Raw genomic sequence first — 19,975 nt, 5'->3', positions numbered from 1 at the left:
CAGGGGAGGAAGGAACGATGGAGCAAAACACGAAGCTGCAGTACGACAGGCCGGCTACGGTCTGGACCGAGGCGCTGCCGGTCGGAAACGGGCGCCTCGGCGCGATGGTTTACGGCGGGGTGGAGCGGGAAACGATCAGCCTGAACGAGGATACCTTATGGTCTGGGTATCCGCGCGATTGGAACAATCCATCTGCCCGGCAGGTATTGCCCGAAGTGCGGAAGCTCGTTCGGGAAGGCCGATACGAAGAGGCGGACCGGCTGGGACGTCAGATGCTGGGACCCTATACGGAATCCTATTTGCCGTTCGGCGACTTGCAGTTGACGTTTGAGCACGGGGCGGCTTGCCGGAGCTACCGGCGCACGCTGGACTTGGCGAACGCCGTCCACCTGACGGAATACGCCGTCGGGGAAGTGACCTATACGCGGGAGATCTTCGCATCCCACCCCGACCGGGTGATCGCCCTGCGGCTGACGTGCAGCCAGGCGGGGGCGCTCGGCTTTCACGCGCGGCTCGATAGCCCGCTCCGCCATGCTACCGTCGTGGAAAACGGCACATTGGCATTGCGGGGGACGGCGCCGGAACGGGTGGAGCCGAACTACGTGAGCGCGGATCGTCCGATCCGGTACGGCGACCCGTCCGTCTCGCCGGCGATGGCTTTCGAGGGCCGGCTGGCGGTTGCCGAAACCGATGGCCGGGTCAGTCTCGACGGCACCGGCATTCGCGTGCTGGACGCGACGGAAGCGGTATTGTACTTCAGCGCGGCCACCAGCTTCGACCGGTTCGATCAGGTTCCGGGCGCGGGGCGGCCGGGACCTTTGCCGGCGGACGTGGCGGCGGTGCGCGCCGAGGCCGACTTGGCCGGCGCATTGGCCGGCCGCTATTCGGAGCTTCGGGCCCGGCATATCGAGGATTATCGGGCCCTATTTGGCCGCGTCAGCTTGCGGCTAGGCGAATCGCCGGCGGCGGATGGGATGGACACGGAGCGGCGAATCGTGGAATACGGCGCTTCCGATCCGGGCTTGGTCGAGCTGTTGTTCCATTACGGCCGGTATTTGCTGATCGCCAGCTCCCGGCCCGGCACGCAGGCAGCCAACCTGCAGGGCATCTGGAACGCGATGACCCGGCCGCCATGGAGCAGCAACTGGACGCTGAATATCAACGCGGAGATGAACTATTGGCCGGCCGAGGCGTGCAACCTCGCGGAATGCCATTGGCCGCTTCTGGAGATGATCGGCAACCTGGCCGAAAACGGGGCCAAAACGGCCGCCGTCAACTACGGCACTCGCGGTTGGACCGCCCATCATAATTCGGACATCTGGGGGCAAACCGCCCCGGTGGGCGATTATGGGGATGGCGATCCCGCCTGGGCGCTTTGGCCGATGGGCGGCGTCTGGTTGACGCAGCATCTGTGGGAGCATTACGTCTTTGGCGGGGATGTCGCCTATTTGCATGATTTTGCTTACCCCATTCTGAAGGATGCCGCCTTGTTTGCCCTCGACTGGCTGATCGAAGACGAGTCGAGCCGTCTCGTGACTTCGCCGTCCACCTCGCCGGAACATAAATTCCGTACGGCGGAAGGCGTGGCGGCGATTAGCGAAGGATCGACGATGGACCTCTCGCTGATCTGGGAGCTGTTTACGAACTGCATTGAAGCGGCGGGCGTGCTCGGCATCGACGAGGCGTTTCGCGAGGAGCTGCGGCAGGCCCGCGAACGGCTTCTGCCGCTGCAGGTCGGGAAGTATGGGCAACTGCAGGAGTGGAGCCGGGATTTCGAGGACGAAGACGTCCACCATCGGCACACTTCCCATCTGGTAGGCGTGTATCCCGGCCGTCAGCTGTCGGCGGAGGAAACGCCGGAACTGTTCGCCGCGGCGCGGCAGGTGCTGGAGCGGCGGGGCGATGAAAGCACCGGCTGGAGCCTGGGCTGGCGGGTCGCCTTGTGGAGCCGGTTCGGCGACGGAGACCGGGCGTTGCGGCTGCTCGGCAATATGCTGCGGCTGGTGAAGGACGGCGAAACCGAGCGCTACAATCACGGCGGCGTATACGCGAGCCTGCTGGGCGCCCATCCGCCGTTCCAGATTGACGGCAACTTCGCCGCATCGGCCGGGATCGCCGAGATGCTGCTGCAGTCGCATCTCCCTGCGCTGGTGCTGCTGCCCGCTTTGCCGGAAGCTTGGCCGGACGGCGAAGTCCGGGGCCTTCGCGCCCGCGGCGGCTTCGAGGTGAGCCTGCGCTGGGCGAACGGCAAATTAGCCGAGGCGGAAATCGTCTCGACGCTGGGGCATGCCTGCCGCGTTCGCGACGGGCTCGGCGGGGGCGCGCCGCTGGTCGTTTACCACGGCACCGCCAAGGTAGCCGCGGAACGGACCGCGGAAGGCGAAACCCGATTTGCGACGGAATCGGGACAAACGTATCGGCTGGTGCCGGGTGACGCGGCGGCCGGGAAGGAGTGAAGGGGATGAAGGAGAACGCAGCGGAGCGCGGTTCAACCAGGCTCTGGTATGACAAGCCGGCTGCGGCGTGGCCGCAGGGGCTGCCCGTGGGCAACGGGCGGATCGGCGCCGTCGTGATGGCCGCGCCGGACCGCGAGGTCTGGAACCTGACCGAGTCGACGTATTGGTCGGGCCGAGCGGATGAGGGGGCACCCGCCGCGACCGGAGGCAAGGCGGCGCTGGCGGCGATCCGCGAGCGGCTGTTCGCCGGCGATTACGCCGGCGGCGACCGGCTGGCGAAGCAGGCGTTGCAACCGCCCAAGCCGAACTTCGGCACCCATCTGGCGATGTGCGATGTGGTGATTGAATTTGCCGGGAGCGGGGAGGAGACGGATGAGGGCGGCCTTGGCGGCCCTGGCGGGTTCGTCCCGGCCCGGTCCGGTGAACCCGGCCGGACCGGAATGTCCGACGGGTCCTTCGTACCCTTCCGGCGCGAGCTGGATTTGGCGACCGCCCTGCTGACGACGACCGCCGGCCCTCCCGGATCGACCCTGGTCCGCGAGCTGTTCGCTTCCCACGCCGACGATGTCCTCGTCTCGCGGATAGGGAGCGAAGCGGCGGGCGGCGTCTCGTTTACGCTCGCCATCGCGGGGCTCACGCCCGAGTTCGCGGTATCGGCGGAGGGGGAAGCGGCGCTCGAATTCCGCGGCCGGGCGACGGAGACGGTGCATAGCGACGGCGCTTGCGGCGTCATGTGCCGCGGCCGCATCGAGCTCGAGACCCGGGGCGGGAGCATCCGCGTCCAGGACGGCCGGCTGGTTGTCATCGGGGCGGACGAAGCCTGCATTTACCTGGCCGTCGCCACGGATTACCGCAGCGAGTCGCGCGCGTGGGAGCGGGCGGCCCGGCTGCAGACCGCCCTGGCGTTGTCCAAGGGTTACGAGCGCCTGCGGGCGAGTCATTTGGCCGACTATGAGCCGCTGTTTCGGCGGGTATCCGTCGATCTTGGCCCTTCCGGGGCGGCGGATTTGCCTACGGACCAACGGATGCAGCTGCTGCGGAAGGAAGGCGGCAACGATCCCCAGTTGTTCGCTTTATTTCTGCAGTACGGCCGCTATTTAACTTTGGCCGGCTCGCGGGAGGATTCGCCGCTGCCCTTGCATCTGCAAGGCGTCTGGAACGATGGCGAAGCTTGCCGCATGGGCTGGAGCTGCGATTACCACCTCGACGTGAACACGGAGATGAATTATTATCCGACGGAGGCGGTCCACCTTGGCGAAAGCCAACTGCCTTTGATGCGGTATCTGGAGGATTTGGCCCGGGCGGGCCGGAAGACGGCTCGCGACACCTACGGTTCGCCGGGGTGGGTAGCGCATGTTTTCTCCAACGTATGGGGATTTACGGAGCCGGGTTGGGACACCTCGTGGGGATTAAACGTCACCGGCGGGTTATGGCTGGCCATGCAAATGATCGAGCATTACCGGTACGGGCTGGACCGCGCATTCTTGGAGAAGCAGGCGTATCCGGTGCTGCGCGAAGCGGCGTTGTTCTTCCTCGACTACATGACGGTGCATCCGAAATATGGCTGGCTCGTGACCGGGCCGTCGAATTCCCCGGAGAACCATTTCTACCCGGGGCGTCCGGAAGAAGGCCACTGGCAGCTGTCGATGGGACCAACGATGGACCAGGTGCTCGTGCGGGAGTTGTTTACGTTTTGTCTCGAGGCCGCGGAGCTGCTGGAGGAGGATGTGGAGCTGCGCGAACGCCTGGTCTCCGCCATCTCCATGCTGCCCCCGCTGCAAGTCGGCCAAAAAGGCCAGCTGCAGGAATGGCTCGAGGACTTCGAAGAGGCGCAGCCGGAGCATCGCCATTTGTCGCATCTGTTCGCGTTGTACCCGGCGCATCAGATCACGCCGGAGGAAACGCCGGAGCTGGCGGCCGCGGCCCGGGTGACGCTGGAAAACCGCATGCAGCAGGATGAACTCGAGGATATCGAGTTTACGGCGGCGCTGTTCGGGTTGTTTTTTGCCCGGTTAGGCGACGGAAACCGCGCCTTGAAGCATATTTCGCATCTGGTCGGGGAGCTATGCTTCGACAATTTGTTCAGTTATTCCAAGGCCGGCATCGCCGGGGCGGAGACGAACATCTTCGTCATCGACGGCAACTTCGGCGGTACCGCGGCGATCGCGGAAATGCTGCTGCAGAGCCGTCCCGGCGGCGAAATCCGCTTGCTGCCGGCGCTTCCCGCGGCCTGGCCAACGGGCCGGGTGACGGGGCTTAGGGCCAAAGGCAATGCCGAGGTTGATCTTGCTTGGGAAGCGGGGCGGTTAACGACTGCGGTGATTCGTACCCATTCGCCCGGGAGCTTGACGGTATGCTTGGGCGACCACCGTATCGCCATTGCGGCCGAGGCTGGCGGCGAATATGAATTGAATGGCCCGGATTTGCGTTTCGCTAGGATGAATTGAATTAAATGGAAGAAAGAATCACGAAGGAATCAAATCACTGCGTAAATGCAGTTGTTTCCGTGTACCTCGGCCCAATCGATTAAATAGTTGCACAGATACAGTTATTCCTGGGCAATTTCGAGACAATCGGATCTTATCTTTAGGAGTAACTGTATTCTTGCAATTATTATTCGGGAGAACCCGATAATTTGGAAAAATTGCTGCACTCTTGCAGTAATTTCTCCGACGGACCTAAGAGTCTCTTCCTGCTCTGGTTTCGAGGATGATCTGAATTATGCCGGACCGGACCGTTAAACTCCTGACTGGGACCCGATCGAGGAGGCTGGGCCCCCCGCCCGGATATAAGTACTCCGTCAAGTTGAGGAAATGTACGCTGCGCAACGCAAAGGTACCTTTACGCTCCCCCGGGCACGAGGTAACATCATGCCTAGAAAGCGCTGTCACGGACGGCGATCACCTTCAACACGGCAAGCAAGACAAGGGGGAGACACGTGAAAAAACTGCATTTGCTTAGCAATGCGCATCTGGATCCGGTGTGGCAATGGGAGTGGGACGAAGGAGCCGCCGCGGCGATTTCCACGTTCCGGGCGGCCGCGGATTTTTGCGAAGAATATGAAGGCTATATCTTCAACCACAATGAAGCGATTTTGTACCAATGGATCGAGGAGTATGAACCGGCATTATTCGCCCGCATTCAAACGTTGGTCCAACAAGGCAAATGGCACATCATGGGCGGATGGTACCTGCAGCCGGATTGCAACATGCCGTCGGGCGAGTCGTTCGCGCGGCAGATTCTGCTCGGACGGGAGTATTTCCGCGAAAAATTCGGCGTGAAGCCAATGACCGCGATCAATTTCGATTCGTTTGGCCATACGCGGGGGCTCGTCCAAATCCTGCAGCAGGCGGGCTACGATTCTTATATTTTCATGCGTCCGGACGAGTTCCCGGCGCTGCTGGCGCGGGATTTTATCTGGGAAGGGTATAACGGCAGCCGGTTGATGGCCCACAAGATCGAAGGCAGCTATAATTCGGCGCTGGGGAAGGCTCATGAAAAAATCGGCGAGTGGCTAAACCGTCACGGCGACGAGCCCATCGGCCTGATCCTGTGGGGCGTCGGCAATCATGGCGGCGGCCCGTCCCGTCTCGACCTGGACCGGATTGGGGAAATGATGCGGCGGCCCGGCGAATTCGATTTGGTCCATTCCACGCCGGAGGCATATTTCCGCGAGTTGCCGAAAGCCAAGGTGCTGCCGACCTACGCCGGAGACCTGAATCCCCGCTTCGTCGGCTGCTATACCTCGATGATTCGCATCAAACAGCGTCACCGGAGGCTCGAGAACGAGCTGTATGTGACGGAAAAAATGCTGTCCGCCGCCGCGCTGCAACACGCCCTCCCCTATCCGGCGGAGGAGCTACGCGCCGCCTTGCGGGACCTGATGACGGCGCAGTTCCACGATATATTGCCGGGGACGTCGATCCAGCCGGCCGAGGAAGCCTCGCTGCATTTGCTCAGCCACGGACTGGAAACCGTATCCCGCCTGAAAACGCGGGCCTTCTTTGCCCTGTCCGCCGGTCAGCCGAAGGCGCGGCCCCGCGAGTATCCGGTGCTGGTGTATAATCCGCATCCCTTCCCGGTCAAGGGGACCTTCGAATGCGAATTCATGCTGGAGGACCAGAACTGGGGCGAAGGGTTCTCGAACCCCGTCGTTTGCCGGGACGGCGTGCCCATCCCTTGCCAGGCGGAGAAGGAAGAAAGCAACCTGAACCTCGATTGGCGCAAGCGGGTCGTGTTTGCGGCGGAATTGGCCCCGTCGTCGATGAACCGTTTCGATTGCCGGATCGAAATGCTGGACAACAAGCCGGTTCCGGCGTTGCGGGAGGAGAACGGGGCCTGCCGGTTTCGGGGCGAGGAGCTGGAGGTCACGATTAACTCCCGCACCGGACTGATCGACGAATACCGGGTTCGCGGCGGCGAATCCCTGCTTCGGCCGGGGGCGTTCGCGGCGCTCGCCGTCCGGGATAACGAGGACCCGTGGCGCATGGATACCCATGCGTTCCGCGAGGTCGCCGGCCGCTTCGAGCTGATGGATCCGGCGGAGGGAAGCGCCTTTTCCGGCACCCGGACGACGCTGCCTTCCGTTCGCGTCATTGAGGATGGCGCAGTGCGAACGGTAGTCGAGGCGGTATTTCGGTACCGGGATTCTTTTCTCGTTCAAACTTACAAGCTGCCGAAGCGGGGGACGGAGGTCGAAATCGGATTGCGCGTCTATTGGAACGAGAAGGACACGATGCTGAAGCTGGCCGTACCAACCGTGTTTGGCAATCGCGGGCAATTCCGCGGCCAGACGGCCTTTGGCATCAGCGACCTGCCGGAGGACGGCACAGAGGCCGTTGCCCAGAAATGGGTGGCTGTCCTTGGGGAGACGCCGGAGGGTCGACGGATGTTGACCTGCATCAACGACGGGATCTACGGCTGCGACTATCTGGACGGCGAACTGCGGCTGTCGTTGTTGCGCAGCCCGGGCTATTGCGCCCACCCGATCGGGGATCGGCCGATCCTGGCCCAGGACCGTTTCTCGCCGCGGATCGACCAAGGGGAGCATCGGTTCACCTTCTGGCTTAACGCGGGCGAAGCCCAGAACCGGGCCGCTCGCATTGACCGCGAAGCTGCCCTGCACAACGAGCGGCCGTACGCGTTGTCGTTTTTCCCGTCCGGGGAGGGGGACTTGTCCGGGAAGCTGTTGGAGCTGGAGGATGAGGCAGTCCAGTTGAGCGCCTTCAAGCAAGCGGAAGACGGGAACGGCTATATCCTTCGGTTGTTTGAACCCACGGGTCAAGCGAGGAGGACGGCGATCGCGATACCGGCGCTAGGCCTTCGTGAGGAGATTCGCCTGAACGGCTTCGAAATCGCCACGTATCGAATCGATCCGAAGGCGAGGACCCTCCAGCCTGTCGATTTAAATGAGAACCCGGCTTCAAGGGAAGGAGCGAATCCCCATCATGCCCAATAAGAAAAACAGCAAAGCAAAGAGGCCCTCCGGCAATAAGGCAACCGGAAAAGCACAGTCGGGATCGGCCCAATTCGTGATTACTCTCATCGCCGCCGGGATCGTCGTATTGGCCGCCGTGATCCTGCTTTGGAAGAACGGCGATTCCGCAGCTTCCGGCTTGAACGGACTGCCCAATTATACGGAGATCCGCGGCGATTACGATGCCGAAGGGTTGAAATACGAGAAGCAGCCGCATCTCGGCAGCCGCGATGCCCCCGTCAAAGTCATCGAATTCGCCGATTTCAAATGCCCCGCCTGCCAGAAGTGGGAGGAGACCTATATGGAACGCTTCCAGCGGGAGTATCTCGATACCGGCAAAGCGGAGCTGTATTTCATGAACTTTGCCTTCATCGACCGGGATTCGATTATGGCCGCCGGGGCGGGCGAAGCGATCTATGCGCAGTCGAACGAGAAGTTCTGGGAGTTCAAGCGCAAGCTGTACGAGCACCAAGGCGACGAAACGCAAATCTGGGCGACGCCGGCGTTCTTGCTTGATTTCGTCAAGGACAACATTCAGGGCATCGATTTCGAACGGTTTCAAAAAGACCTCACGGAGCATGCCTATCTGCTCCCGGTCAAGGAGGATTTCAAGACCGCCGGCAATTACGGCGTTAACGGCACGCCGCAATTCATGGTCAACGGCAAGCTGCTGAGCGGCTCTACCTATGAGGAGCTGGCCGCGGCGATCGATGCGCAGCTGCCATGATCCGTAAAACCCAAAGGGAAGCTCTCTGGAACATAACGGGTTTCCGAGCTCATGACGATGCTTTTCCTTGCCTGGCCGGCATGATATAGTAACACCAGAACCTGTGCGAGTGAGGAGGAAGGGTCGTGTATCAAAAGCTGGTTGCGTATTGTTTGTCCAAAAAAGGGGCCGTCCAGGAGTATCCTTTTGGCCCGGAAACGACGGTCATGAAGGTCGGGGGGAAAATGTTCGCCTTGCTGCCCGTCACGTCCGATGATAGGGCGGCGAGCATCTCCTTGAAATGCGATCCCGTGATCGCCGCCAATCTCCGGGAACAGCACGCCTGCGTGAAGCCGGGGTACCACCTGAACAAGAAGCATTGGAATACGATCACGGCGGACGGCAGCCTGCCGATGGACGACTTGCGGGCCATGATCGATCATTCCTACGACCTGGTGCTTGGCGGTTTGACGAAAGCGGCCCGCGAGGCGGTCCTGATGCGCATCGGCGGATAACGCCCAGGCCTTGGAGACTCGGGGCCGTCCGGGGCTTACCCCTTGGGAATGCCGCGATATTCGGTCGGAGAGTACCCCATGATTTTCTTGAATAGCCGCGAAAAATAATACGGGTCGGACAGGCCGACCGCACCGGCGATCTCTTTGACGCTTAAGCCGGTGAGGTCGAGAAGCTGTCCGGCCCGCTGCATTTTCAGCCGCAAAAAATACTCGATCGGCGGGAGACCCGCCTCGCGGTTGAACAGGTACACGAGATGCTGCTTCGACAGCCCGACCTGCTTCGCCAGTTCGGGGAGCGTGACGCTCTCCGCCAGCCGTTCGGTCATGTAGCGGACCGCCTCGTCGAAATAGCGCTCGCGTTTGCGGGCCTGCGCCGAACGCTCGGCGCTGAGCCCGATGCTGCTGAGCAGGTGGCGCATCGTCTGGGCAACATGGATTTGCGCGGGGAGGGAATAGTGCTTGTCGTAAAGCAGGCGGTAGCACTGTTCAAACTGCTCCAGCAGTTGGGCATGCACGCTGAGCGGCAGCCGGACGGGGCCACCCTGATCCAAGCCGTAGGTGCGAATCAGCTCCGCGGTATCCTCGCCCTGAAGATGAAACCAGTAAATGCTCCAGGGCTTGTCGGCCGACGCCCCGTACCGATGCGGCGTACCTGCCGGGACGACCGCCAGCTGACGCTCCGTCAACGGATAGCTCCTTTCCGTGCTGCTCGGTTCTTCACTCCATTCCACCCATCCCTCGCCCTCCACGCAATAGATGAAAATATGAGCGTCCGCCCCTTCGGGGCGCTCCCGAAAATGGTGCCGCGCTTGCGGGAAAAAGCCGATATCGCTGACGAACAGCGGACGGGTCAGCGCGGAGTTGTTCAGTTCTTTCAGCATATAATCCGGTTGAACGAACAGCTTCTGCGCATCAAAACCGTCAGGTTTGCGAATTTGGTTATCCACGGAATCCCCTCCTCATAAGAATATAGTCCATCATCTCCCGTATTTCGTCAATTGGAATTCCTCCGGGTCCGGGGTACATTGAGGTTACAACCGTTACAACCAACGAAGGGGAGGATTTCAATATGAACGATCGGCATCGAGGCGCCGCCCAAACGACCGCGGTAAGGGTCTGGGAAGAGGATAAGCTCATTCCGACGTACGGGGTTGGGGAGCCTGACAAGAACCCGATGTTTTTGGAGAAACGCGTGTATCAAGGCAGCTCCGGACGGGTTTACCCCCATCCGGTAATCGATAAGATTCACGACGAGAAGCAGGAGGTCAGCTACCGGCTGGCGATTTTGGAGAATGAGTACGTTCGGATCGAAATCATGCCGGAGCTGGGCGGGCGGATCTACCGTGCGCTCGATAAGACGAACAACTACGACTTCGTTTACTATAACCAGGTCATCAAACCGGCGCTGGTCGGCCTGGCCGGGCCGTGGATTTCCGGCGGCATCGAGTTCAACTGGCCGCAGCATCACCGGCCGAACACTTATGGCCCGGTCGAATACCGGCTGGAGCAAGGCGAAGACGGCAGCGCCACCGTCTGGGTCAGCGAGATCGACCGCATGTACGGTACGAAAATGACGGCCGGATTTACGCTGTATCCTGGCAAGGCGTATCTGGAAATCTCCGCGCAGCTGTACAACCGGACGCCGGAGCCGCAGACCTTCCTGTGGTGGGCCAACCCGGCCGTGGCGGTCAATGACCACACGCAGTCCGTGTTTCCGCCGGACGTTACCGCCGTGTTCGACCACGGCAAACGGGACGTCTCGCGTTTTCCGATCGCCACCGGCACGTATTACAAGATGGATTATTCGGAGGGCGTTGATATTTCCCGGTACAAAAACATCCCGGTGCCCACGTCCTACATGGCATACAAGTCCGACTTCAACTTCGTCGGCGGGTATGACCACGGCGTGCAAGCCGGCCTGCTGCATGTGGCCAACCACCACATCTCCCCGGGGAAGAAGCAGTGGACTTGGGGGAACGGCGAATTCGGCCAGGCTTGGGACCGCAACCTGACGGACGAAGACGGCCCGTACATTGAGCTGATGACCGGGGTGTATACCGACAATCAGCCGGATTTCACCTGGCTGCAGCCCTACGAGGAAAAGACGTTTAAGCAGTATTTCATGCCGTATAAAGACATCGGCGTCGTGAAAAACGCTTCGATCGAAGCGGCCGTCAACCTCGAGGTCGACGAGACAGCGCGTACGGCAACGGTGTTGGCTTATGCAACCTCCGATTATGAAGGGGCAGTCGTGGAGCTGAAGGGCGCACGCCGGGTCTACGTATCCGATACGGTGCGGCTGTCGCCGGCCTCGACGTACAAATCGGTTGTCGCGCTGGACGAAGGCGACCAGCCGCATGACTTGCTTGTGACGGTGCGCGACAGCGAAGGACGGCTGCTGATTTCGTATCGCACGGCCAAGCCGTCGATCGAGCAGGTGCCGGAAGCCGCCAAGCCGCTGCCCCGGCCGCAAGAGCTGAAAACGAACGAGCAGCTGTATCTGGCCGGCCTTCACCTGGAGCAGTACCGTCATGCCACGTTCGAGCCGGAAGCGTATTATCTGGAAGGCTTGAAGCGGGACGCCGGAGACATCCGCATCAACGTGGCCTACGGCACGCTGATGCTGCGCCGGGGCCGGTTCGCCGAGGCCGAGGCGCATTTCCGCACGGCGGTGAAGTCGTTGACCTGGCGCAACCCTAACCCATACGACAGCGAGGCGCTGTACCAGCTCGGGCTGGCGCTGCAGCTGCAAGGGCGGAACGAAGAGGCGTTCGCCGCCTTCTACAAATCCGTCTGGTCCGCCGCCTGGCAGGACAGCGGCTACTTCTCGCTGGCGGCGATCGCATGCGGCCGCGGCAGCTACGCGGAAGCGCTTGAGCTGGTCACCCGCTCGCTGATCCGCAATAGCCGCAACTATAAGGCGCGGCATCTGAAAGCGGCGCTGCTGCGGAAGCTCGGGCGGCCGGCGGAAGCGCTCGGCTATGCCGACGAGACGTTGGCGCTCGACCCGGCCGACTTCGGCGCCGCGAATGAGCGCTGGGCCGCGCTGCTGGCCTTGGGCGATGCGGCCTCGGGCGCTGCAGCCTTGGCCGAGCTCCGGCGGTTGATGCGCGACGACGCGCATAACGCCTTGCAGCTGGCCGCGGATTACCTCGGCTTCGGCCTTTACGACGAGGCCGTGCAGGTGTTGCAGCGGATCGCGCCGGACGCGGAAACGCCGGCTTACCCGATGCTGCATTACACCTTGGCCTATGCGCTTGAACGGGCCGGACGCGGCGAATTGGCCGCGCGCCACCGGCAAGCAGGCGCCGCCGCGCCGGCGGATTACTGCTTCCCGAACAGCCTGACGGATCTGCTCGTGCTGCAAAGCGCGATCGAGGCAAACCCGGGCGATGCCAAAGCGCATTACTACCTCGGCAACTGGATGTACGACAAGAAACGCCCGGACGAAGCGATCGCCCACTGGGAGACCTCCCGGAAGGCGGACGCCGGGTTCCCGACCGTGCACCGCAATCTGGCGCTGGCTTATTTCAATAAGCGCGACGATGCGGACGCGGCGCGGGAAGCTTTGGAAACGGCGTTCGCCTTGAACACGGACGACGCCCGCGTGTTTTATGAATTGGACCAGCTCTATAAGAAGCTGGGCCGTCCGGCGGCGGAGCGGCTTGCGGCGCTGGAGCGTCATCTCGCTCTGGTGGGCAAGCGAGACGATTTGTATCTGGAATACGTCACGCTGCAGAATACGCTGAACCGCCACGAAGAAGCCTTGCGGGCGCTGGAAGCCCGGAAATTCCATCCTTGGGAGGGCGGCGAAGGCAAAGTGACCGGGCAATATCGGTTTGCCCTCGTCGAGCTTGGGAAGCAAGCGCTGGAGGCCGGAAACGGCGAACGGGCGATCGAGCTGCTTGAGCGGGCGCTCGTCTATCCGGAAAATCTCGGGGAAGGCAAGCTCACCGGGGCACAGGAGAACGACATCCTGTATTACCTGGGCTGCGCTTATGAAGGGCAAGGCCGGCTTGAACTGGCGACGCCCTATTGGCAGGCCGCCTCGCAAGGGCTCGAGGAGCCGGCCGGCGCGATGTACTATAACGATCAGCCGCCGGAGATGATTTTCTACCAAGGGCTGGCTTGGCGGAAGCTGGGCGTGGAGAAAGAAGCGAAACGCCGGTTCAACAAACTGGTCGACTATGCCGAGAAACATCTGTTCGATGAGGTCGAGTTCGACTACTTCGCCGTGTCGCTCCCGGATTTCCTCGTCTTCGAAGACGACTTGAACAGACGCAACGGAATCCACTGCCGCTTCATGTTGGGGCTTGGCAAGCTGGGCCTTGGCCAGGCGAAGGAGGCCGCCGAGCGGTTCGACGAAGTGATGGCCATGGAGCCGAGCCACCAGGGCGCAATGATCCATCGGCGGATGTGCCGCGGGTAAGCCGGCGGTATGGCGGGCCGGGCCGGGCCGCTGAGGGAACCCACCTGCCGTAATGGACGAACCGATGGATCGAAGAACCGGACGCAGGCGTATAGCGAAGAAAGGCATGAGGTTAGGCATGAGGGTAGGTTTGCGCTAACGCTTGCCACAACGCTTATTTGGCTTCAAATGGCGGTTTTGATTTTCTAACGCGGATCAGCGTGCTTATGGGGGCGATTGAGCCCCCTTTTTACTATAAAATGAGCAAATAAGGTGTCTGGTAAGCGTTAGATCCAGCGTCCCCCCTTTTTGCTCAAATAGCGCCGGCCACAAGCGTTAGAGGGTCTAGATCACGTTGCATAGAGAGGGCAACCCGCGGCAAGCGGGCAAAATTCAACAACGTATCGCCTTACGGCTATCCAGTTGGAGGAGGAGTATGCGAATGATACAATGGCGCAAGACCCAAGCGGAAGCTTGGGATGCCTGGACGGGAGAAACCGGCCTCCTGGCGGTGACCGTGGTTCCGGAGCTTGGCGGCAAGGCCGTTTCGCTGAAGAATCGCAAGACCGGGCGCGAATGGCTGTGGCGGAGCGATAAACCGCTGGGGAACGGAGGTTACGGCACGTCCTTCGCAGCCGGCGACGAAAGCGGCTGGGACGAAATGTTCCCGGCCATCAACGTCGGCGCTTACCCGCAGGAGCCTTGGCAAGGCCGAACGATCCCCGATCACGGAGAGGTCTGGTCCCGGGCTTGGGAGCACCAGGCCGCGAACTCAGCCCTGACCTGCCGTATCGGCGGCGTACAATTTCCGTACATCCTGGAGAAAGCATATACTTTCCCCGCCGAAGACACGTTGCGCGTCGAATACGCCGTTACGAACCTGTCGGGTGCCCCCTTCTCCTTTCTATGGGCGGCGCATCCGCTGCTGCAGGCGCGGGAGGGCATGAAGCTCCACGTACCGGCCGATTTAACGGAGATCGAGGTCTCCTATTCCGCGGAAGGAAGGCTAGGGTCGTTCGGCGACAAGCAACCTTGGCCGCTGGCGCACGGCGCGGCCGGAGAGCCGGTCGACCTGCGCACGGTGGAGCCCAATGCCGGCCGGTTCGCGGAGAAATATTATTTCTCCGGCCGGCTCGGTGCCGGCTTTGCCGGGATCAGCGATCCCGCCACCGGCGAGGCGCTGACGTTCCGCTTCCCTGCGGACCGGGTGCCGTACTTGGCCGTCTGGGCCAACTACGGCGGGTTCGGCGGCAACTACCAAATTGCCCTGGAACCGGCTACGGGCCGCATGGACGAACTCGCCCATGCCGTCGGCCGAGGCGAGGCCGCCATCGTTCCGGCACGCGGGGTGTACCGCTGGCATCTGGACGTGAACCTGATCTAAATTTGTAAACTTACTATCCATGACCTCAGGGGGAACCGACATGATCAAACGACTGTTCATGAACCAAAGCATCCGCGCCAAACTCGTCTGGAGCACCGTGTTGATCTCGCTGGTTCCCTTGCTGGTCCTGTCCTATCTCTTTTACCAGAACAGTACCCGTTCCTTGGAGCAGGCGATGGTACGCAGCTCGGACCAGAATGCCGAGTACTTATCCGATTACCTGGACGAGTATTTTCGCAGCTTCTCCACGTCCGCCCTTCAGGTCTACGGCTTTAAGCGGGTCATCGACCTCATGGAATACGGCACCAATTATAACGACGCCGACATCATCGACGTTCGGGAATCGCTGGCCAGCTATTACCGGCTGGCGGTGAACAACAACGCGGACATCATCAAAATCATGGTGTACGGCAGCGATAATACGCTGCGGGACAGCTGGTCCCGCGCCGACAGCTACAACGCGATCGCCCTGGACCGGGCTACGCCGCATTATGGCGACGTTGTGGAGCTGCCGTTTCAACATTCCCTCATGTTTACGTATAAGGATCCCGCGATCAGGCAGGATCTTTTTGTCTATGCGCTGCCCATTTACGACCCGTTTTACCGCGAGAAATTCGGGACCCTGTTGTTTTATGTGTTGGGCAAAGACCTTGTGAAGAAAGTGGAAACCTACAACCGGGCACCTAACGTGATCGTGCTGCAAAACGGTAGGGGAGAAACGTTCTACCGGACGAATCCTAGTTACGATGCGGAGATCCGGCCGTATCGGCTGCCCGCCGAGCTGAACGACAGCAACGAACAGGTGCTCCAGTTTACGGAAGGCAGGAAACTATTAATAAGCGCCTCCCCTTTGGACCATGGCAATATCGGACTCAACATCGTATATCCCAGCACCGAACTCGCCCATAACCGGCAAACGACGCTAAGCATAACCATCTCGGCCCTGGCCCTGGTCATGCTGGTGATCGCGGCATTTTCCCTGTTGGCCCAGCAGTTTATCACCCGGCCGATCCAATATCTCGGAAAAGCGATGAAAGCCGTCCGCAAAGGGAACTTCGACGTCGCCCTGCCTACGAATCGCTGGCATGACGACCTGTCCGAACTCACCGCAAGCTTCAACTTCATGACCCGGACGATTCAGGAATTGATCGAAAAGGAATACAAACTGCAGCTGCGCAACAAGGAAGCGCAGTTTTTGGCCCTGCAGATGCAAATCAACCCGCATTTTCTATATAACACGCTGCAGACGATCGGCGGCAAGGCGGTTCTGGCCGGGGATTACGAAATCTATGAGATGTGCCGGGCCCTGGGCGACATGTTCCGCTACAGCTTTTATGAGGGGAACATGGAATCGACGATCGGAGCCGAACTGGCGCACCTGAACAATTATTTGTACATCCAGCAGTTCCGGTTTGAGGAATCGCTAAAAACCCGGTTCGACGTGCAATCCGAGTTGATGGATGCCCCAATCATCCGTTTCGTGCTCCAGCCGATTCTCGAGAATATCATGGTGCATGCGCTGGGCAAGGAGAGACGGAGCGTGGTACGAATCGAGGTGTCCCGCGGCGGGAAGGCGACCATATCCGGTTTTCGATATCCGATGACGGGCCCGGCATGGAACCGGACAAGCTGAAGGCCTTGCGGGCGGCTTTGGCTCATCCCGCCTCTAAGGTATTCTCAGGCGTATCCATCGGACTTCGGAATGTCCATGAACGGATCCGGCTCTTTTACGGCCCCCCTTACGGGCTCGACATCGACAGCAGCCCAGGCCGCGGGACGACGGTAACCCTGGCGATTCCTTATCATGCGGATTCAGAACAACCTCTACAAACAAGGGGAGACGAATGATGTATAAAGTCATGGTCGTGGATGACGAGACGCTGGGCCGCAAATCCATACGAAAAATGATCAGCGAGCTGTCGTTGGACGTCGAAGTGATGGCGGAGGCCCAAAACGGCGAAGAAGCGCTGGAACTGATCGAAATCAGCAAGCCGCACATCGTGGTCACGGATATGAATATGCCGGTGATGGACGGCCAGCGTTTTCTGGAGGCGCTGCATGACCGGTACGGCGATATTCGGGTCATCGTCATTAGCGGGTACTCGCAATTCGAGTATTTAAAGGCGGCGATCCGTTACCAGGCGTGCGAATATTTGCTCAAGCCGGTGTCTGTCCCGGAGCTGCGCGAATCGATGGTCCAGGCGATGGAAGCTCTCCGTCGCTACATGAGCTTGCAGCAGCAGCAAAGGGAAACCCGGGAAATGCGGCGGATGAAGCGCGGGGCTTTCCTGCAAAATATCACGGCGCAGCGGATCGCCAATCGGGCAGATATCCTTCAGCAGGCCAGAGAGATGCAAATGGATGCGGGCATCCGTTATCGGCTGGCCGTGATCCGGTTCCGCCGATTTTCCGAGGTGGCCCGCACCAGCTTCCACGGCAATGCCGAGTTGCTCATGTTCAGCATCGATAACATCTTGCGCGAAATTCTTGGCGACGATCAAATGCCCGCTTTCATCTCGGAGGAGGGGACGGGGTATTGTTTGATCGTACCGGCAAGTTCCTTCGAAGGCGAAGCTTTTGCAGCAGCCGGAACAGCCGGCGTCCCCGTGCGGTTCGAATGGCTGGAAGCCCTGCATGGAGCCGTTCAGCGCACGCTCAAGCTGGAGGTGTTAGCCGGCGTCAGCGGCGTATGCGAAGGGTTCGCGGAGCTGCCCGAAGCGTACCGCGCCGCCGAGGGTGCCCTTCTACGCCAAGCCTTCCATGGGTCGGGGTTGACGGTGTCGCTGGCCGATCATCCGGAACAGCCGCGGAAGACGGAGACCTTAACGTCGTTTGTCGCGCAGGAGATCCGTCAGGCGTTTGCTACCGGCAATGCCAAGGATCTCCGCAGGCTGCTGGATGAATACCTGGCGCGGCTGGACCGATCCGCCGACATCCCGATCGGCCAGGTTCAGCGAGAGCTCGCCATCATTCGGGAAGCGGCGGTGTCGGAGATGAGAGGCATCGCCGCGACGCATCCCGCGTTATATGATGCCGTCGCCGTTGCAGGGGTCAACGACCCCGGCGAGCTTCGCCGGCTTCTGGCCGGATGGGCGGATGCGGCCGAGGAGTACGGGGCGGGCCGCCGCGAAACGGATTCATCGCAGCTGATCCGGCACATCGTCGACTACCTGGATGCCCATTACTTCGAGGATATCAGCTTGATTGACGTTGCAACCCGGTTTCATTTGGATCCCAGCTACCTTAGCAAGTTGTTCAAATCGGCGACTGCCGAGAATTTCATTGAATACGTGACGCGCAAACGGATCGAGAAGGCCTGCGAGCTGTTACGTTCCTCCGAACGGAAAATCAGCGAGATCTCCGAATTGGTCGGGTACGAGAACCAGCGTTATTTCAGCCAGGTGTTCAAAAAAAGCACCGGGCAAACCCCCTCCGAATACCGCGACGCCCAGGCGGGCGAAACCGGAAACACAAAAAATTGAACATTGGACGCACAATTTATTTTATTCCGGCGGAAGCGGCGGACCGATACGATAAAGACAGGACGAAGGATGCCGGGTCCGAAGAGCGGATGCCCGCAGGCGCGGCCTTTCGTACCGACTTTAACGACATAGACGAGGGGGAAGAAAATTGAAAAAGTGGATGTCTATCAGCCTCAGCATCCTGATGTTAAGTTTTTTGCTCGCGGCTTGCGGCGGCGGGAACAACTCGGCAACGCCAACCGCGGATAATGCAGGCGGAAATACGAACGCCGCTCAAGGTTCAGGCAGTTCGAACGACTCCGGCGAGCCGGTGACGATCAAATTCATGCATTTCAAAAGCGACTTCACCGACCAGATTAACCAAATCGTGGAGCAATTCGAAAGCCAAAACCCGAACATCAAAGTCGAAGTGCAACCGGTAAAATACGACGACTACTATACCCTGCTGAAGACGAAACTGGCAGGCGGAGACATCATCGACGTGTTCACCCTGAACGCCGGCTTCAACACCCAGTTGTTCGCGGACGGCGGTTACCTGATGGATTTGACCGGCCAACCGTTCTTAAGCAACTTCGACGAGAATGTGGTGAAGGGTCAAGCGACCGACGGCAAAAATTACATCATGCCGCTGAATGCCAACCCGATCGCCGTGTTCTACAATAAAAAAATCTTCCGCGACTTGGGCCTTGAAGTGCCGAGAACTTGGGACGCCATGATCGCCGCCGCGGAGAAAATCAAAGCCGCGGGCAAAACGCCGTTCGCTTTGGGCTGGAAGGATGCCTGGACGCTGACGATGTGGGATACCCGCGACATGCCAAGCAATTCGGCGTTGATCGGTCAACCGGACTTCTTCGAGAAAATCGAAACCGGCGAAGCGAAATTCGCCGACAATCCGGCCGTGAAAACGACGATGGAGCATGCCCTGAAGCTGTATGAGCTCGGAAACAAGGACCAGCTTGGCGTCGATTACAACGGAGTCGTCGATCTTTTCGCCAAAGGGGATGTCGGCATGATGTACATGGGCACTTGGCCGTTGCCGGACATCGAGAAGAAGAATCCGGAGCTTTACAACAATGACCTCGGCTATTTCCCGTACCCTTTCAGCAATGACGAGAATGCCAACAAGCTTGATTTCAACGCGGATGCATCGCTGGCGATCGGCAGCAAGACGAAACATAAGGAAGCCGCTTTGAAATTCCTGGAGTTCATGAGCAGCAAGGAAGGCGGGGACGCCTGGGTAGAGAACATCAAATCGCTCAGCTACGTGAAGGGCACCTCGACGGATATCGCTCCGGCGCTGAAAGACCTGCAACCGTACTTCGATAACGCGCAAACCTACGATTCCCAGCTCTATTTGGCGAAAACGACGATCGACTGGCGCTCCCAGTTCGACCAGAACCTGCAAAAATTGTTCTTTAATAAAACGACCGTGGATCAGATCCTGGCCGATATGGACGATTGGGTCAGTAAGAATCACAAATAGAGCGAACTTGACGGAAGGCATGGGCAGGGGCCTGTGCCTTTCGCCGGTTTAGGAGAGGGTGAACC

12 protein-coding genes are annotated in these 19,975 nt (G+C 60.2%); 11 read left to right on the top strand and 1 reads right to left on the bottom strand.

The window, feature by feature from the left end; translation table 11 throughout:
* Positions 1-17 precede the first annotated feature (17 nt).
* The 5 genes from MJ257_RS03665 (at position 18) to MJ257_RS03645 (ending at position 9,153) form a co-directional block, all read left to right on the top strand.
* Entirely contained in the window at positions 18-2,456 is a 2,439-nt protein-coding gene (locus MJ257_RS03665; protein ID WP_240267960.1) for a glycoside hydrolase family 95 protein, read from the top strand.
* A 5-nt stretch (positions 2,457-2,461) separates the two neighbouring features.
* Positions 2,462-4,903 carry a glycoside hydrolase family 95 protein gene (locus MJ257_RS03660; RefSeq protein WP_240267959.1) on the top strand — a complete coding sequence of 814 codons (2,442 nt, stop codon included), beginning with the start codon at positions 2,462-2,464 and terminating at the stop codon, positions 4,901-4,903.
* A 491-nt stretch (positions 4,904-5,394) separates the two neighbouring features.
* Entirely contained in the window at positions 5,395-7,914 is a 2,520-nt protein-coding gene (locus MJ257_RS03655) for a glycoside hydrolase family 38 N-terminal domain-containing protein (protein ID WP_240267958.1), read from the top strand.
* The gene (locus MJ257_RS03650) at positions 7,904-8,659 is read left to right on the top strand and encodes a DsbA family protein (protein WP_240267957.1); all 756 of its coding nucleotides are present in this window, start codon (positions 7,904-7,906) and stop codon (positions 8,657-8,659) included. The genes MJ257_RS03655 and MJ257_RS03650 overlap by 11 nt, the downstream gene beginning before the upstream one ends.
* 125 nt (positions 8,660-8,784) lie before the next feature.
* Positions 8,785-9,153 (top strand): MmcQ/YjbR family DNA-binding protein, encoded by a 369-nt coding sequence (locus MJ257_RS03645; RefSeq protein WP_240267956.1) that lies wholly within the window; start codon positions 8,785-8,787, stop codon positions 9,151-9,153.
* Between the two features lie 35 nt (positions 9,154-9,188).
* On the opposite strand, the gene MJ257_RS03640 is transcribed toward MJ257_RS03645, so the two are convergent.
* Positions 9,189-10,100 carry an AraC family transcriptional regulator gene (locus MJ257_RS03640; protein WP_240267955.1) on the bottom strand — a complete coding sequence of 304 codons (912 nt, stop codon included), beginning with the start codon at positions 10,098-10,100 and terminating at the stop codon, positions 9,189-9,191.
* A 122-nt stretch (positions 10,101-10,222) separates the two neighbouring features.
* Here MJ257_RS03640 and MJ257_RS03635 point away from each other — a divergent pair, with 122 nt between their 5' ends.
* The 6 genes from MJ257_RS03635 (at position 10,223) to MJ257_RS03610 (ending at position 19,910) form a co-directional block, all read left to right on the top strand.
* Positions 10,223-13,582, top strand: coding sequence for a tetratricopeptide repeat protein (locus tag MJ257_RS03635; protein WP_240267954.1), 3,360 nt, complete (start codon positions 10,223-10,225; stop codon positions 13,580-13,582).
* A gap of 421 nt (positions 13,583-14,003) precedes the next feature.
* Positions 14,004-14,945, top strand: coding sequence for an aldose epimerase family protein (locus MJ257_RS03630; RefSeq protein ID WP_240267953.1), 942 nt, complete (start codon positions 14,004-14,006; stop codon positions 14,943-14,945).
* Positions 14,946-14,985: 40 nt separating this feature from the next.
* Positions 14,986-16,578, top strand: coding sequence for a sensor histidine kinase (locus MJ257_RS03625; protein WP_240267952.1), 1,593 nt, complete (start codon positions 14,986-14,988; stop codon positions 16,576-16,578).
* Positions 16,560-16,793 carry a sensor histidine kinase gene (locus MJ257_RS03620; protein ID WP_240267951.1) on the top strand — a complete coding sequence of 78 codons (234 nt, stop codon included), beginning with the start codon at positions 16,560-16,562 and terminating at the stop codon, positions 16,791-16,793. The genes MJ257_RS03625 and MJ257_RS03620 overlap by 19 nt, the downstream gene beginning before the upstream one ends.
* A complete protein-coding gene (locus MJ257_RS03615) occupies positions 16,793-18,427 on the top strand; it encodes a response regulator (RefSeq protein WP_240267950.1) in 1,635 nt (544 codons plus the stop codon). The genes MJ257_RS03620 and MJ257_RS03615 overlap by 1 nt, the downstream gene beginning before the upstream one ends.
* A 184-nt stretch (positions 18,428-18,611) precedes the next feature.
* Positions 18,612-19,910 carry an ABC transporter substrate-binding protein gene (locus MJ257_RS03610; protein WP_240267949.1) on the top strand — a complete coding sequence of 433 codons (1,299 nt, stop codon included), beginning with the start codon at positions 18,612-18,614 and terminating at the stop codon, positions 19,908-19,910.
* Positions 19,911-19,975: the final 65 nt, after the last annotated feature.

The organism is Paenibacillus timonensis (assembly GCF_022427145.1).
Lineage (GTDB): Bacteria > Bacillota > Bacilli > Paenibacillales > Paenibacillaceae > Fontibacillus > Fontibacillus timonensis.
This window is presented reverse-complemented; position numbering and strand designations above follow the sequence as displayed.